Raw genomic sequence first — 15185 nt, forward strand, 5'->3', positions numbered from 1 at the left:
GCACCCCCGCCCGACAGAAAGCACGGCCCATGCGGGCAGACGCCCGACGCAACCACGCCCGCCTCCTTGACGCCGCCGCCTCAGCCTTCGCCGAACACGGCGAGGGCGCTTCCCTGGACGACATCGCAAGGCGCGCAGGCGTGGGCTCGGGCACCCTGTACCGCCACTTCCCGACGCGGCGCGCGCTGCTGGAGGCGGCCTACGCGGCGCGCATCGACGCACTGGGTGAGCGCGGCGAGGAACTGTCCCGGCTGCTCCCCCCGGGCGAGGCCCTGACGGAGTGGCTGCATGAGGTCTGCGCGGCGACGATCCAGGTCCGTGGCCTGAAAACCCTCCTGGGCACAGCCGCCACCGACACCCCCCTGACCACCTGCGGCACGGTGGTGAAGTCCACGGCAACCCGCCTACTGGAGTCCGCCCAGTCCGAGAACACCCTCCGCCCCGACCTGACCCCGACCGACCTCCTCCGCCTGACCCACGGGGTGGCTACGGCGGCGGAGCTGGGGGGAGGAGAGGGTGAGATCGGCCGGTACCTGGGCTTGCTGCTGGACGGAATCCGACAGCGAACCACGCCCGTGGTCCCCCTCAGTGGAAGATCAGCGCCTGCCGTGCCGCGCTGATGCGCTTCTGAGCCTCGATGCCGTACACGGCGGACTCCCGCAGCGTCCTCCAGGTCCGCAGATACGTGTCGACACTCGCCCCGTCGTCGATCCACAACTCGGCGTGCCAGTTCTCGACGATCACCTGGCGATCGTCGTAGATCCAAAAGGCCGTGGCCGGGGGAATCTTGAGCGGGGCGGACAGGGGGATGATCCCCAGCTCGACCGTATCCAGACCGACGGCCCCCGCAAGGCGATCAAGCTGGGCCGCGAGCACCGACGGCGGACAGATCAGGGCGCGGAGGGCGGCTTCCCACAGGATGAGGTGGAACCGCTTCGCGGGGTCGTACAGCCCTTCTTGCCGCTTCATCCGGGATCGGACCGCCTCCTCGGTGTCGCGTGGCGATGCTTGCAGCTCCGCGTACCTCGTGAAGACCGACCGAGCGTAGTCCGGCGTCTGGAGGATTCCGAAGATCATGGAGGACTCCCAGCCGCGGAACACCGAGGCGTCGGCATGAGCGCTCAGGTGGGCGTCCTGGACGGCCTTGTGCCCCGAGGCCAGGTGACGCCGCCATGACCTGATGTGGGACTCGAAGCCACGAAGGCGCGCGACCAACTCTTCGTACGCTTCCGGCTGACCGGTTGCTTCCGCCCAGCCGCGCAGGTCTTCGGCGGTCGGGGTCTGCCTGCCGTTCTCCAGCCTGCTGACCTTGGACTTGTGCCACCCGTTGCGTCCGGCGACCTCAGCGCCGGTGAGCCTGCCTCCAGGGGCGGAGAGCCGGAGTTCGCGCAGGCGTACCCCGAGTGCCTCTCGTGCCTGCTGGTAATCCGTGCTCACCGGTACGCACCTGCCTCAGTCCTCCTTCACGGCCAACCGTCCGGCGAACTCCTCGTACGGGACGGCATGATGCAGCGCCGCGTCACGCACCGTCGAGTACCGCAGTACTGCGGCGGGCTCCGTGATCAGCTCGACGCTGATCAGGTTGTCGGCGTCATCGAAGTTGAGCAGGGCGACCAGTCGGGAATCGAAGATCCAGAAATCTTCACCGGGCAGGCCAAGGCGGTCGGCGTCTTCTCGCCACACATTGAGGATCTTCTCCCCGACGGCGCTGTTACGGCGTGCGTTGTCGAGCAGGTAGAGCTGGCCGGCCGTGGGCGGATTGTCGATGATGCGGACACGCTCGAACCGCTTGCCGAGAGCCACCTGTTCGCGGCGTTCCGCGCACCATTCCGCGTCCACCCCCGCCCAGTCGACGGTCTCTCCGCGCGTCATTTGAGCGTAGGTGTCGGTGAGTTCGTCCGACGCGTAGCGGCGGCGCGTCTCAAGGCGCCATGCCGTGTGCTCGAACTGGGTGAAGAGCCGATCGAATTCGTCCAGCCCGATGACATGGGGCACTCGGGCGACCTCCTTCGGGCCGAAGTCCACCAGCAGCTCGCGCGGCACGACGATGGGCACCTCACCCTCGTTCAGGTGCCGGAGCTGGGCGATGTCGTCGGGGTCGGTGAGGGCGGGGCCATGCACGATGACCTCACCGGTGAGGAGGTCTTCATGAATGGACGGGCATCCGTTGACACCACTGCCCGTGCCATTGAAGCGCAGTCGTCGGGTCATGATCAGGCCCTTCCGTCCGTGGACTGATCTCCCAAGCTTCCACGAGGCCAACACCCCATGCACGATGTTCGGTTGGCCTGGATCAGCAACCTTACGCAACTCCACCGAGCAGTAGAGCAACTTCGCGCAACTTGCGTGGCGCGGCGCAACCCTTGCTCCCTACCGTCGCGTGTCGCGGCTACAAGGCTTGCCCGTCCAGAGAAAGCAGACCGACATGCCCCATCCGACCACGCGTGCCCGGCCGACCGGGCATCCCGGCTACAGCGAGACGCTGCCGCGGGAACCCGGAAGCGCTGGCCTCGCGCGCCGCCTGGTACGCGCCGCGCTCACCGCCTGGGGCATGCACGACCTGGCCGACGACGCGGTCCTGGTCACCTCCGAGCTGGTGGCCAACGCCGTGCGACATGCCCGACGGGAGTCCATCCGCGTGGTGGTGGAGCGGAGCACGCCGGGCACGGTCCGGGTGGCCGTGGCGGACTTCTCCCGATCTCTGCCCGAGCCCCGCACACCGAACGACCACGACGAGAGCGGTCGCGGCCTGGTAGTCGTCATGGCACTCACGACGAACTGGGGCACGGACGAACGGCGCTGGGGGAAGGTCGTGTGGGCGAACCTGGAGGAACGCGGGTGACTGACGAAGAGACAGGCGGCCGCAGCACGGCCCGAGCCCACCTGTCGCAGTTGATCGACATGTTCGGCTCGGACGGCTGGCTGCGAATCAGCACGACCGCTGCCCTCACCACCCCGGACATCGCCCTCGACTGCAGCGAGCCGGAGAACGACGGGCCGGCCTGAGGTACTTCCAGCTCCAACACCCCCCTATCGCATCACCTTTGACGATTGAGCATGAAGATGGGCCAACAGCTCACTCAAACCGACAGAACGTGATCAGGTTGGTGTGTGGAGTCCATCATCGCCAGCGCCATAGCCGTTCTGGGGACGCTGCTCGGGTCGGGGATCACCCTGGCGTTCCAGCAGCGCACGACGGACAGGAGCCAGCGGTTCACTCGCCGCGAGAAGCTTCGGCAAGAGCGGCTCGACGCCTACTCCGCCTATGCCGGAGCGCTGGTCAACTATCGGCGCTGTCTGGTTCATCTCTGGTTCTGTCAGCACGAACAGCCACCGCCGGAGGATCCCGACGCGGTACGAATCCGCGCGTACGACCTGCGCTCCAACGCCCAGGAAGCCCTCTTCCGAGTGGACATGCTGACGGACGATGAAGGGCTGAGACGGGCCGCGGCAGACCTGCTCGAGGTCATCATGACGCTGCCCAAGGTGGACAGCAGGGCCGGTCTGGACGAGCTGAGAGAGCGGACCCGTACCGGTATCAGCCAACTCGTCGGCTCGGCGAAACAGCACTTGTGAGGTGTGCGCCCGGTCCCGCTCGGGCGCACACACAAGCGCCCTCCCACACCAGGCTGGGCGGGAGGGCGCTCGGGTGTACGGGCTCAGTTGTGGCTGTGCAGAATGTCGTTCAGCCCGCCCCACACCGCGTTATTAGGCCGAGCCTCCACCGCCCCCGAAACCGAGTTCCGGCGGAACAGGATGTTGGACGCGCCCGAGAGATCGCGGGCCTTCACGATCTGGCCGTCGGGCATCGTGACGCGGGTGCCCGCGGTGACGTAGAGGCCCGCTTCGACCACGCATTCGTCGCCCAGCGCGATGCCGACGCCCGCTTCAGCGCCGACGAGGCAGCGCTCGCCGATGGCGATGATGACCGCGCCGCCGCCGGAGAGGGTGCCCATGGTGGAGGCGCCGCCGCCGATGTCGGAGCCGTCGCCCACGACGACGCCCGCGGAGATGCGGCCCTCGACCATGGAGGTGCCGAGCGTGCCCGCGTTGAAGTTGACGAAGCCCTCGTGCATGACGGTGGTGCCCTCGGAGAGGTGCGCGCCGAGGCGGACGCGGTCGGCGTCGGCGATGCGGACGCCCTTGGGGGCGACGTAGTCCGTCATGCGGGGGAACTTGTCGATCGAGGTGACCTGGAGGTGCAGGCCGTCGGCGCGGGCGTTCAGCCGGACCTTCTCGATGTCGTCCACCGCGACCGGGCCGAGCGAGGTCCAGGCGACGTTCGCGAGGTGGCCGAAGATGCCGTCCAGGCTCTGGCCGTGCGGCTTGACCAGGCGGTGCGAGAGCAGGTGCAGGCGCAGGTAGACGTCGTGCGCGTCGAGCGGCTTCTCGTCCAGCGAGGCGATGACCGTACGGACCGCGACCACCTCGACGCCACGCCGGGCGTCCGGGCCGAGCGCGGAGACGGCGTTGTCGCCCAGCAGTTCGGCGGCACCGTCGGCCGAGAGGCGCTCGGTGCCGGAGGGACCCGGCTCCGCGACCAGCTCGGGCGCCGGGAACCAGGTGTCGAGAACGGTGCCGTCGGCGGCGATGGTGGCGAGGCCGGCGGCGACGGCGCCGGTGGTACGGGAAGCAGTGTCGGTCATGCGGAAAACCTAACGTGGGAGCGGGGTGGGGGCCTAACCGGCGCCTGATCGGTGCGCGGCGCGCCGGGTACGCGAAGGCGGCGATGCCCGAGGGCATCGCCGCCTTCACCGTGAAAAGACAAGCCTCAGACGTTGAACCCCAGCGCCCGCAGCTGCTCGCGGCCGTCGTCGGTGATCTTGTCCGGGCCCCACGGGGGCATCCAGACCCAGTTGATGCGGAGCTCGTTGACCAGGCCGTCGGTGACGGACTTGGCCTGGTCCTCGATGACGTCCGTCAGCGGGCAGGCCGCGGAGGTCAGGGTCATGTCGATCGTGGCGATGTTCGCGTCGTCGACGTGAATGCCGTAGATCAGACCGAGGTTGACGACGTCGATGCCCAGCTCGGGGTCGACGACGTCCATCAGGGCCTCGCGGAGTTCTTCCTCCGAGACCGGTTTCATCTCAGCGGTGTCGGTCATGCCGTCTTCCTTTCGGCGTCCGCGCCGGCCTCGCCCAGGGCCTGGGCCGTCGCGTCCTTCCACGCCATCCAGCTCAGGAGGGCGCACTTGACCCGCGCGGGGTACTTGGAGACACCGGCGAACGCGACCGCGTCCTCCAGCACCTCCTCCATCGCGTCGTCGGGCTCGATCCGGCCCTTGGACTGCATCAGCTCCAGGAAGGTCTCCTGGATCTTCTGCGCCTCGGGCAGGTCCTTGCCCACCAGCAGTTCGTTCAGCACGGACGCCGAGGCCTGGCTGATGGAACAGCCCTGGCCCTCGTACGACACGTCCGCGATCTTGCTCCCGTCGTACTTCACCCGGAGGGTGATCTCGTCGCCGCACGTCGGGTTCACGTGGTGCACCTCGGCGTCGCCGTCCCTCAGACCACGCCCGTGCGGGTTCTTGTAGTGGTCCAGGATGACTTCCTGGTACATCGAGTCCAGCTTCACGGTGTCAGCCCACGCCTCTCAGCCGAAGAAGTTCCGTACGTGCTCCAGCCCGTCGACCAGTGCGTCGACCTCGGCGGGCGTGGAGTACAGGTAGAACGACGCCCGGGTGGTCGCCGGAATTCCGTACCGCAGGCAGACCGGCCGCGCGCAGTGGTGGCCGACGCGGACGGCGATGCCCTGCTCGTCGAGGACCTGGCCCACGTCGTGCGGATGGATGTCGCCGAGCGCGAAGGAGATCGCCGCGCCGCGGTCCTCGGCCGTGGAGGGGCCGATGATGCGCAGGTCGGGGACCTCGCCAAGACGCTTCACCGCGTACTCGGTGAGCGCGTGCTCATGGGCGAGGATCTTGTCCATGCCGATCGAGTTCAGGTAGTCGATGGCCGCGCCGAGACCGACCGCCTGGGCGATCGGCGGGGTGCCCGCCTCGAACTTGTGCGGGGCGGGCGCGTAGGTCGAGGAGTGCATCGACACCGTCTCGATCATCTCGCCGCCGCCGAGGAACGGGGGCAGGTCCTCCAGGAGTTCCTGGCGGCCCCAGAGCACCCCGATGCCGGTCGGACCGCACATCTTGTGGCCGGTGAAGGCCACGAAGTCGGCGCCGAGCGCCTGTACGTCCAGCGGCATGTGCGGCGCGGCCTGCGAGGCGTCGATGCAGACCAGCGCGCCGACCTCCTGGGCGCGGCGCACGATCGCCTCGACCGGGTTGACCGTGCCCAGGATGTTGGAGACCAGCACGAAGGAGACGATCTTCGTCTTCTCGGTGATGATCTCGTCGATGTTGGACAGGTCGAGACGGCCGTCGTCGGTGAGGCCGAACCACTTCAGCTTCGCGCCGGTGCGCTGCGCGAGCAGCTGCCACGGCACGATGTTGGAGTGGTGCTCCATCTCCGTGATGACGATCTCGGTCTCGTGGTCGACCCGGTAGGGCTCGTCGGCCCAGCCGAGCATGTTGGCCACGAGGTTGAGCGACTCGGAGGCGTTCTTGGTGAAGATCACCTCGTCGCGGCTGGGCGCGTTGATGAAGTCGGCGACCTTGTCACGCGCGCCCTCGTACAGCGCCGTGGCCTCCTCCGCGAGGACGTGCACGCCGCGGTGGACGTTGGCGTTGTAGCGCTCGTAGTACTCGCTCAGGGCGTCCAGCACCTGGCGCGGCTTCTGGGAGGTCGCCGCGTTGTCCAGGTACACGAGCTTCTGCCCGTCGTGGACCTGTCGGTCCAGGATGGGGAAGTCCTTGCGGATCGCCTCGGTGTCGAGGAGGCCCGGCAGCTGGATCATGCGGATACTCCACCCTTCGTGTAGGCCTCGTAGCCCTCGTTCTCCAGCTTGTCGGCCAGCTCCGGACCGCCGGACTCGACGATGCGGCCGCCGGAGAACACGTGCACGAAGTCGGGCTTGATGTAGCGCAGGATGCGCGTGTAGTGCGTGATCAGCAGGGTGCCGGTCTCGCCGGTCTCGCGGACGCGGTTGACGCCCTCGGAGACGATGCGCAGGGCGTCGACGTCCAGGCCGGAGTCGGTCTCGTCGAGGATGGCGACCTGCGGCTTGAGCAGCTCGAGCTGGAGGATCTCGTGGCGCTTCTTCTCACCGCCGGAGAAGCCCTCGTTGACGTTGCGCTCGGCGAAGGAGGGGTCCATGTGGAGCCGCTCCATGTTCTCCTTGACCTCCTTCACCCAGGTACGCAGCTTGGGGGCCTCGCCGCGGATGGCGGTGGCGGAGGTGCGCAGGAAGTTGGAGACCGAGACGCCGGGGACCTCGACCGGGTACTGCATGGCGAGGAACAGGCCGGCGCGGGCGCGCTCGTCGACCGACATGGCGAGGACGTCCTCGCCGTCGAGGGTGACGGTGCCGCCGGTGATCGTGTACTTCGGGTGACCCGCGAGCGAGTAGGCGAGGGTCGACTTGCCGGAGCCGTTCGGGCCCATGATGGCGTGCGTCTCGCCCTGCTTCACGGTGAGGTCGACGCCCTTGAGGATCTCCTTCGTGGCGTTGTCGGCCTCGACGGTGACGTGCAGGTCTCGGATTTCAAGCGTTGCCATGGGTGCCTCAGGACTCCTGGGTGAGGGAGACGAGCACGTCGTCCCCTTCGATCTTTACGGGGTATACGGGAACGGGGCGCGTCGCGGGCGGACCGGACGGCTTGCCGCTGCGGAGGTCGAAGCAGGAGCCGTGCAGCCAGCACTCGATCTGCCCGTCCTCCACTTCGCCCTCGGAGAGGGAGACGTTCGCGTGCGAGCAGATGTCGTAGATCGCGTACACCTCGCCCTCGGTCTTCACGACCGAGACCGGCGTGCCGTCGAGTTCCACCCGCTTGGGGGTGTCCTCCGACAGTTCGCTCAGTCCGCAGGCGCGCTGGAAGGTCGTCGTCATGCGACCGCGGCCTCCAGCTCCTCCTCGATCTTGACGAGCAGGCGCTCCTCGATGTCGGGGAGACCGATCTGCTGGACCAGCTCGGCGAAGAAGCCTCGGACCACGAGGCGGCGGGCCTCGTGCTCCGGGATGCCGCGGGCCATCAGGTAGAAGAGCTGCTCGTCGTCGAAGCGGCCGGTGGTGGAGGCGTGGCCCGCGCCGACGATCTCACCGGTCTCGATCTCCAGGTTGGGGACCGAGTCGACGCGGGAGCCGTCGGTGAGGACCAGGTTGCGGTTCATCTCGTAGGTGTCGGTGCCCTCGGCCTTGGCCTCGATGAGCACGTCACCGATCCAGACCGCGTGCGCGCCCTCGCCCTGCAGCGCGCCCTTGTACACGACGTGGGACTTGCAGTGCGGGGTGTTGTGGTCGACCAGGAGGCGGTGCTCCTGGTGCTGGCCGGCGTCGGTGAAGTACAGGCCGAACAGCTCGGCCTCGCCGCCGGGGCCCGCGTAGCTGACGCGCGGGTGCAGGCGGACGACGTCGCCGCCGAAGGTGACGACCACGGACTTGAAGGAGGCGTCGCGGCCGACGAGGGCGTTGTGCTGGGCCACGTGCACGGCCTTGTCGTCCCAGTCCTGGACGGAGACGACGGTCAGCTTGGCGCCGTCGCCGAGCACGTAGTCGACGTTGGCGGCGAGCACGGCGTCACCGGTGTGGTCGATGACGACGAGGGCCTCGGCGAAGGCGCCCAGCTCGATGACCTGGTGGCCGTAGGCGGTGCCGCCCTCGCCGTGCACCGCGATGCGGATCGGCTCGGTGAGGACGGTCTCCTTGGGCACGGTGACGACCGACGCCTGCTCGAAGGCCGAGTACGCCTGGGCGGCGACACGGTCGACCGGGGTGCCGGCCTTGCCGAGCCGGGCGTCGTCACGGCCGACGTTCTCGACCGTGACGCCCTCGGGGGCCTCGATGACGACCTTCAGTCCCTCGCCGGTGGCGACGGCGGTGCCGTCGTGCAGGCCGCGCAGGCGCTCCAGCGGGGTGAACCGCCACTCCTCCTCACGGCCGTGCGGGACGGGGAAGTCCGCGACGTCGAAGGAGGGGGGCGCGCTCATGCGCGTGGCGACGGTCGACTCGGCGGCAACCGCGATCGAGCCGGCGGTGGTCGATCCCACCGGTGGGGGTCCCCCCTGCCCGAGCGAAGTCGAGGGCTTGGGGGAGTTCTGAGCCTCAGCCATGGCTGTCGTAATGCTCGCTTTCTTGCGTAAGGGCTTGACGGGGGTGCGGGACGGCGGTCAGCCGACCGCGCCCTCCATCTGCAGCTCGATCAGCCGGTTGAGCTCGAGGGCGTACTCCATGGGCAGCTCCTTCGCGATGGGCTCGACGAAGCCGCGCACGATCATCGCCATCGCCTCGTCCTCGGAGAGACCGCGGCTCATCAGGTAGAAGAGCTGGTCCTCGGAGACCTTGGAGACGGTCGCCTCGTGCCCCATGGAGACGTCGTCCTCGCGGACGTCGACGTAGGGGTAGGTGTCGGAGCGGGAGATCGTGTCGACGAGCAGCGCGTCGCACAGCACGTTGGACTTCGATCCGGCCGCGCCCTCGCCGATCTCGATGAGACCGCGGTAGGAGGTACGGCCGCCGCCGCGCGCCACCGACTTGGAGACGATGTTGGACGACGTGTTCGGCGCCATGTGGACCATCTTGGCGCCCGCGTCCTGGTGCTGGCCCTCGCCCGCGAAGGCGATGGAGAGGGTCTCGCCCTTGGCGTGCTCGCCCATCAGGTAGACGGCCGGGTACTTCATGGTCACCTTGGAGCCGATGTTGCCGTCGACCCACTCCATGGTGGCGCCCTCGTAGGCGACGGCGCGCTTGGTGACCAGGTTGTAGACGTTGTTCGACCAGTTCTGGATGGTCGTGTAACGGCAGCGGGCGCCCTTCTTGACGATGATCTCGACGACCGCGGAGTGCAGCGAGTCCGACTTGTAGATCGGCGCGGTGCAGCCCTCGACGTAGTGGACGTAGGCGTCCTCGTCGACGATGATCAGCGTCCGCTCGAACTGGCCCATGTTCTCGGTGTTGATCCGGAAGTAGGCCTGGAGCGGGATCTCCACGTGCACGCCCTTCGGCACGTAGATGAAGGAGCCGCCGGACCACACGGCCGTGTTCAGCGACGCGAACTTGTTGTCGCCGACCGGGATGACCGTGCCGAAGTACTCCTTGAAGAGCTCGGGGTGCTCCTTCAGGGCGGTGTCGGTGTCCAGGAAGATGACGCCCTGCTCCTCCAGGTCCTCGCGGATCTGGTGGTAGACGACCTCGGACTCGTACTGGGCGGCGACACCGGCGACGAGGCGCTGCTTCTCGGCCTCGGGGATGCCCAGCTTGTCGTAGGTGTTCTTGATGTCCTCGGGCAGGTCCTCCCAGGACTCCGCCTGCTTCTCCGTGGACCGCACGAAGTACTTGATGTTGTCGAAGTCGATGCCCGACAGGTCCGAGCCCCAGTTGGGCATGGGCTTCTTCTCGAACAGCTTCAGGCCCTTGAGGCGGAGCTTGGTCATCCACTCCGGCTCGGACTTCTTGTCCGAGATGTCGCGGACGACGGCCTCGCTCAGGCCGCGCTTGGCCGAGGCGCCGGCTACGTCGGAGTCGGCCCAGCCGTATTCGTACTTGCCCAGACCCTCGAGTTCGGGGTGGGCAGTCTCCGTGGGGAGCGTCATGCGGGGTTCCTCCCGGCCGTGCTTGCGTGGTGGCTCTGATCGGACTTGTCGGACTTGGAAATCTTGGGGATGAACGTCGTGCAGACGCCGTCGCCGTGGGCGATGGTCGCCAGTCGCTGTACGTGGGTTCCCAGCAGTTCGGCGAAGAACTCCGTCTCCGCCTCGCACAGCTGGGGGAACCGCTCGGCGACGTGGGCGACCGGACAGTGGTGCTGGCACAGCTGCTCGCCCTGTTGCGGGAGGGGGGCACTGCGTGCCGTAGCAGCGTACCCGTCCGCGGTCAAGGCCCTGGCGAGGGCCTCGGCGCGCCGGTCGGGTTCGACTCCCTCGACGGCCGCGCGGTAGGTGTCGGCCTGGGCGGCGATGCGGGCGCGGGCGAAGGCGGCGACCGCCTCGTCCCCGCCCTCGCGCTCGGCGATCCAGCGCAGGGCGTCGACGGCGAGCTGGTCGTAGGACTGGTCGAAGGCGTCCCGGCCGCAGGCGGTCAGGGCGAAGACCTTGGCGGGGCGGCCGCGGGTGCGGGCGCCGTACACCCGCTGCTCGCGGGCCTGCACGATGTCGTCGGCGGCGAGCGCGTCCAGGTGCCGCCGCACGGCGGCCTGGGTCAGGCCCAGCCGGCCGGCCAGTTCGGCGACGGTCGAGGGTCCGTGGTCCAGGATGGACCGCGCGACCCGGTTGCGCGTCGAACGCTCACCGGTCGCAAGCTCCTCGTGGGTGCCCATGGGGGTCTCCCGAGCCTCGCCGACGTTTTTCACAACGCTATTGTTGCGTAATTCCCGAGGGCCTGACAAGCCGGACCGGGACCGTGCGGCGGTGCCCTGCGTCACTTAGGCACACCTAACCTGACCTGCGGAAACGATCTCCGGGTCACCCTGCGCGACCCCCCTCACCAGCCAAAAGCGCTGGCGCCCGGCACCCCGGCCCGACACACTCCGCGCATGCCCACACCTGCCCCGACCGGCCCGCTGATCACACGAGACACGATCTCCCGACGACTGCGCGACCTGGGTGTCGAACCCGGCGAGACCCTCCTCGTCCATTCCTCGCTGAGTTCCCTCGGCTGGGTGAACGGCGGACCCGTCGCCGTCGTCCAGGGCCTCCTCGCCGCCCTCGGCCCGACGGGCACGCTGACGGTCCCCACACACTCGGTCCAGCTCTCCGACCCGGCCCGCTGGCGCAATCCACCGGCGCCCGAGCAGTGGTGGGACGACATCCGCGCGACGATGCCCGCCTACGACCCCCGGACCACGCCCACGCTGGGGATGGGGGCGGTCCCGGAGACCGTACGCACCTGGCCGGGCGTCCGGCGCAGCGCCCACCCGCAGACCTCGTTCGCCGCGCTCGGGCCGCTCGCCGCCGAGATCACCGGGGGGCACGCCCCGGACTGCCGGCTCGGCGAGCGCAGTCCGCTGGCCCGGCTGGAGCGAGCCGGGGCACGGGTGCTGCTGCTCGGTGTCGGCTACGGCTCCTGCACCGCCTTCCACCTGGCCGAATACCGCGTACCGTGCCCCTCCGAGCGGATCGGCTGGCCCGCGCCCGGCGGTGGCTGGGAAGAGGTGCGGGACGTGTCCATCGACTCGGACCGGTTCGACGAGCTGGGCCACGACTTCGAGCGGGACCGGCCGGTCGTGCGCGGCCTGATCGGTACGGCCGAGGCACGGCTCTTCCCGCTCGCGGACGCCGTGGCCTACGCCGAGCGCTGGCTGCCGGTGCACCAGCCCCGGGGGGAGGAGTTCTCCGACCCCCGCGCCTGATCACCGCCGCGCCTCCCTAGACTCTGACCCCATGCGAAGTGAGCCCGTGGTCCAGGTCCAGGCCCTGGTGAAGCGGTACGGCCAGAAGACCGCGGTGGACGGCCTCGACCTGGAGGCCCGGCCGGGCGTGACCGCCGTACTCGGTCCCAACGGCGCCGGCAAGACGACCACGGTCGAGACCTGCGAGGGGTACCGGAGGCCGGACTCCGGCACGGTGCGCGTCCTGGGCCTCGACCCGGTGCGGGACTCGGCCGCGCTGCGCCCCCGGATCGGCGTGATGCTCCAGTCCGGCGGCGTCTACTCCGGCGCCCGCGCCGACGAGATGCTGCGCCATGTCGCCAAGCTGCACGCGCACCCGCTCGACGTGGCCGCCCTGATCGAGCGCCTCGGACTCGGCTCCTGCGGCCGGACCTCCTACCGGCGGCTCTCCGGCGGCCAGCAGCAGCGCCTCGCGCTCGCCATGGCCGTCGTGGGCCGCCCCGAACTGGTCTTCCTGGACGAGCCGACCGCCGGGCTCGACCCGCAGGCCCGCCGCGCCACCTGGGACCTCGTCCGGGACCTGCGTACCGACGGTGTCTCGGTGATCCTCACCACGCACCACATGGACGAGGCCGAGCAGCTCGCCGACGACGTCGCGATCATCGACGGCGGCCGGGTCATCGCCCAGGGCTCGCCCGAGGAGCTGTGCCGGGACGGCGCCGAGAACACCCTGCGCTTCAGCGGGCGCCCCGGACTGGACGTCGCCTCGCTGCTCAAGGCGCTCCCGGCGGACTGCACGGCCGACGAGCTGACGCCGGGCGGCTACCGGGTGACCGGCAAGATAGACCCGCAGCTGCTCGCCACGGTGACCTCCTGGTGCGCGCAGCACGGGGTGATGCCGGACCGGATCTCGGTGGAGCGGCACACCCTCGAAGACGTCTTCCTGGAACTGACCGGCAAGGAGCTGCGCTCATGACGACCGCGCCGGGCACGTACGCCCCGAGGCCCGGAGCGGCGCCGCTCCCCCGCATGATCGCCGCGCAGGCCGCGCTGGAGACGCGGATGCTGCTGCGCAACGGCGAGCAGCTGCTGCTGACCGTGGTGATCCCGACGCTGCTGCTGGTGCTGTTCAGCTCGGTGGACGTCGTGGACACCGGGTCCGGCAAGGCGGTGGACTTCCTCGCGCCCGGCATCCTGGCGCTCGCGGTCATGTCCACGGCGTTCACCGGGCAGGCCATCGCCACCGGCTTCGAGCGGCGCTACGGCGTGCTGAAGCGGCTCGCCTCCTCGCCGCTGCCGCGCTGGGGCCTGATGACCGCGAAGACGGTCGCGGTGCTGGTCACCGAGGTGCTCCAGGTGATCCTGCTGACGGTCATCGCCTTCGCGCTGGGCTGGTCCCCGCACGGCAACCCGGCCGCCGTCCTGCTGCTGCTCGTCCTCGGCACGGCCGCGTTCTCCGGGCTCGGGCTGCTGATGGCGGGCACCCTGAAGGCGGAGGCGACGCTGGCCGCGGCGAACCTCGTCTTCCTGCTGTTGCTGGTGGGCGGCGGCGTGATCGTGCCGCTGGAGAAGTTCGGCTCCGCGCAGCACGTCCTGGGGCTGCTGCCGATCTCCGCGCTCTCCGACGGCCTGCGGGACGTGCTCCAGCACGGCGCCGGGATGCCCTGGGGCGATCTGGCGATCCTCGCGGTGTGGGCGGTCGTGGGGCTCGGGGCGGCGGGGAAGTTCTTCCGCTGGGAGTAGGTCCCGCACGGCTCGGGACGGCCCCCTCGTGAAAGCGTGCACAAGCGGCGCCTTACGATGGTGCGCGTGCCAAAGCTGACCCCCGCCGACGCCGCGGCGGCCCTCCGCAATCCACTCGCCTTCATCGCCGACCGCTGGACCCCGGACCCCCGGACCGTCCGCCGAGCGGCGCTCGCCGCACTCGTGATGTCGGTGGTCATCGTGGTCACCGGCGGCGCGGTGCGCCTGACCGGCTCCGGACTGGGCTGCCCGACCTGGCCCACCTGCACCGACGACTCGCTCACCACCACCCGCGCCATGGGCGTGCACGGTGTCATCGAGTTCGGCAACCGCATGCTGACGTACGTGCTCTGCGCGGCCGTCGGCTGGGCGATCATCGCCGCCCGCTCGCAGAAGCCGTGGCGGCGCAGCCTGACCCGGCTGGGCTGGGCGCAGTTCTGGGTGGTCATGGGCAACGCGGTGCTCGGCGGCATCGTCGTGCTGGTCGGCCTGAACCCGTACACCGTGGCGGCGCACTTCCTGCTGTCCACGGCGCTGATCACCGTGGCCACCGTGATGTGGCAGCGCACCCGTGAGGGCGACGCGGAACCGCGTCCGCTGGTCGGCGGAGCGGTACGGCAGCTGGTGTGGGTCCTGGTGGTCGCGTCCGCGCTGCTGATCGCGGTCGGCACGGTGGTGACCGGCGCCGGTCCGCACGCGGGCGACTCCTCCGAGGTGGCGCGCATCCCGCTGGACTGGGAGATGATCGCCAAGCTGCACGCGGTGCTGGCGTGGATCGTGGTGACGCTGACCTTCGCCCTGTGGTTCGTCCTCAAGGCCGTGGACGCCCCGAAGGTCCCCCTGTCCCGCACCCGCGACCTGTTCCTGATCCTGCTGGGCCAGGGTGTGGTGGGCTACATCCAGTACTTCACCCACCTCCCCGAGGCCCTGGTGGCCCTGCACATGTTCGGCTCCTGCCTCATGTGGATCGCCACGCTGCGCGTCCTTCTCGCGCTCCGCGAGCGCCCCGAGTCCCTGACCCACGTCCCGGGCCCGGCGACCGAGGTCTCGGTGGGCGCGCCCGCCTGAC

19 protein-coding genes are annotated in these 15185 nt (G+C 69.5%); 8 read left to right on the forward strand and 11 right to left on the reverse strand.

Annotation, left to right across the window (positions count from 1 at the left end; genetic code table 11):
- The first annotated feature begins 29 nt into the window (after positions 1 to 29).
- Complete coding sequence (locus ACIPPM_RS07735; protein ID WP_401444401.1) at positions 30 to 620, forward strand: TetR/AcrR family transcriptional regulator; 591 nt, start codon at positions 30 to 32, stop codon at positions 618 to 620.
- On the opposite strand, the gene ACIPPM_RS07740 is transcribed toward ACIPPM_RS07735, so the two are convergent.
- On the reverse strand, positions 586 to 1437 hold the full coding sequence (locus ACIPPM_RS07740; protein WP_401444404.1) for a helix-turn-helix domain-containing protein: 852 nt from the start codon (positions 1435 to 1437) through the stop codon (positions 586 to 588). The two genes, ACIPPM_RS07735 and ACIPPM_RS07740, sit on opposite strands and share 35 nt — an antisense overlap.
- 15 nt (positions 1438 to 1452) lie before the next feature.
- Positions 1453 to 2211, reverse strand: coding sequence for a DUF6879 family protein (locus tag ACIPPM_RS07745; protein WP_401444406.1), 759 nt, complete (start codon positions 2209 to 2211; stop codon positions 1453 to 1455).
- A 214-nt stretch (positions 2212 to 2425) separates the two neighbouring features.
- Between ACIPPM_RS07745 and ACIPPM_RS07750 the strand changes: the two genes are divergently transcribed.
- The 3 genes from ACIPPM_RS07750 (at position 2426) to ACIPPM_RS07760 (ending at position 3576) form a co-directional block, all read left to right on the forward strand.
- A complete protein-coding gene (locus ACIPPM_RS07750) occupies positions 2426 to 2842 on the forward strand; it encodes an ATP-binding protein (RefSeq protein ID WP_401444408.1) in 417 nt (138 codons plus the stop codon).
- Positions 2839 to 3006 carry a hypothetical protein gene (locus tag ACIPPM_RS07755; RefSeq protein ID WP_401444410.1) on the forward strand — a complete coding sequence of 56 codons (168 nt, stop codon included), beginning with the start codon at positions 2839 to 2841 and terminating at the stop codon, positions 3004 to 3006. The genes ACIPPM_RS07750 and ACIPPM_RS07755 overlap by 4 nt, the downstream gene beginning before the upstream one ends.
- Before the next feature lie 105 nt (positions 3007 to 3111).
- Complete coding sequence (locus tag ACIPPM_RS07760) at positions 3112 to 3576, forward strand: hypothetical protein (RefSeq protein ID WP_401444412.1); 465 nt, start codon at positions 3112 to 3114, stop codon at positions 3574 to 3576.
- A gap of 83 nt (positions 3577 to 3659) precedes the next feature.
- On the opposite strand, the gene dapD is transcribed toward ACIPPM_RS07760, so the two are convergent.
- From dapD to ACIPPM_RS07805, 9 genes are all read right to left on the reverse strand, one after another.
- Positions 3660 to 4646: a 2,3,4,5-tetrahydropyridine-2,6-dicarboxylate N-succinyltransferase gene (gene dapD / locus ACIPPM_RS07765; RefSeq protein WP_401444415.1), complete on the reverse strand. Its 987-nt coding sequence runs from the start codon at positions 4644 to 4646 to the stop codon at positions 3660 to 3662.
- 125 nt (positions 4647 to 4771) lie between these two features.
- Entirely contained in the window at positions 4772 to 5104 is a 333-nt protein-coding gene (locus ACIPPM_RS07770; RefSeq protein ID WP_388991959.1) for a metal-sulfur cluster assembly factor, read from the reverse strand.
- The gene (sufU, locus tag ACIPPM_RS07775) at positions 5101 to 5574 is read right to left on the reverse strand and encodes a Fe-S cluster assembly sulfur transfer protein SufU (protein WP_388991962.1); all 474 of its coding nucleotides are present in this window, start codon (positions 5572 to 5574) and stop codon (positions 5101 to 5103) included. The genes ACIPPM_RS07770 and sufU overlap by 4 nt, the downstream gene beginning before the upstream one ends.
- Before the next feature lie 18 nt (positions 5575 to 5592).
- Positions 5593 to 6849, reverse strand: coding sequence for a cysteine desulfurase (locus ACIPPM_RS07780; protein ID WP_401444418.1), 1257 nt, complete (start codon positions 6847 to 6849; stop codon positions 5593 to 5595).
- A complete protein-coding gene (sufC, locus tag ACIPPM_RS07785) occupies positions 6846 to 7610 on the reverse strand; it encodes a Fe-S cluster assembly ATPase SufC (protein WP_164192634.1) in 765 nt (254 codons plus the stop codon). Before sufC ends, ACIPPM_RS07780 begins: the two co-directional genes overlap by 4 nt.
- Before the next feature lie 7 nt (positions 7611 to 7617).
- On the reverse strand, positions 7618 to 7941 hold the full coding sequence (locus tag ACIPPM_RS07790; RefSeq protein WP_030815347.1) for a non-heme iron oxygenase ferredoxin subunit: 324 nt from the start codon (positions 7939 to 7941) through the stop codon (positions 7618 to 7620).
- Entirely contained in the window at positions 7938 to 9161 is a 1224-nt protein-coding gene (gene sufD, locus ACIPPM_RS07795) for a Fe-S cluster assembly protein SufD (RefSeq protein WP_401444422.1), read from the reverse strand. Before sufD ends, ACIPPM_RS07790 begins: the two co-directional genes overlap by 4 nt.
- 57 nt (positions 9162 to 9218) lie before the next feature.
- A complete protein-coding gene (gene sufB, locus ACIPPM_RS07800) occupies positions 9219 to 10640 on the reverse strand; it encodes a Fe-S cluster assembly protein SufB (RefSeq protein WP_161146789.1) in 1422 nt (473 codons plus the stop codon).
- The gene (locus ACIPPM_RS07805; RefSeq protein ID WP_401444425.1) at positions 10637 to 11395 is read right to left on the reverse strand and encodes a helix-turn-helix transcriptional regulator; all 759 of its coding nucleotides are present in this window, start codon (positions 11393 to 11395) and stop codon (positions 10637 to 10639) included. Before ACIPPM_RS07805 ends, sufB begins: the two co-directional genes overlap by 4 nt.
- A 183-nt stretch (positions 11396 to 11578) precedes the next feature.
- Between ACIPPM_RS07805 and ACIPPM_RS07810 the strand changes: the two genes are divergently transcribed.
- The 4 genes from ACIPPM_RS07810 to ACIPPM_RS07825 are packed head-to-tail and all read left to right on the forward strand — an operon-like array spanning position 11579 to position 15184.
- Entirely contained in the window at positions 11579 to 12394 is an 816-nt protein-coding gene (locus ACIPPM_RS07810; RefSeq protein ID WP_401444427.1) for an aminoglycoside N(3)-acetyltransferase, read from the forward strand.
- A gap of 31 nt (positions 12395 to 12425) precedes the next feature.
- A complete protein-coding gene (locus ACIPPM_RS07815; protein ID WP_401444429.1) occupies positions 12426 to 13349 on the forward strand; it encodes an ABC transporter ATP-binding protein in 924 nt (307 codons plus the stop codon).
- Complete coding sequence (locus ACIPPM_RS07820; protein ID WP_401444431.1) at positions 13346 to 14116, forward strand: ABC transporter permease; 771 nt, start codon at positions 13346 to 13348, stop codon at positions 14114 to 14116. The genes ACIPPM_RS07815 and ACIPPM_RS07820 overlap by 4 nt, the downstream gene beginning before the upstream one ends.
- A gap of 57 nt (positions 14117 to 14173) precedes the next feature.
- Positions 14174 to 15184: a heme A synthase gene (locus tag ACIPPM_RS07825; RefSeq protein WP_401444433.1), complete on the forward strand. Its 1011-nt coding sequence runs from the start codon at positions 14174 to 14176 to the stop codon at positions 15182 to 15184.
- Position 15185: the final 1 nt, after the last annotated feature.

It is taken from the genome of Streptomyces sp. NPDC090119 (assembly GCF_044747085.1).
Classification (GTDB): Bacteria; Actinomycetota; Actinomycetes; order Streptomycetales; family Streptomycetaceae; genus Streptomyces.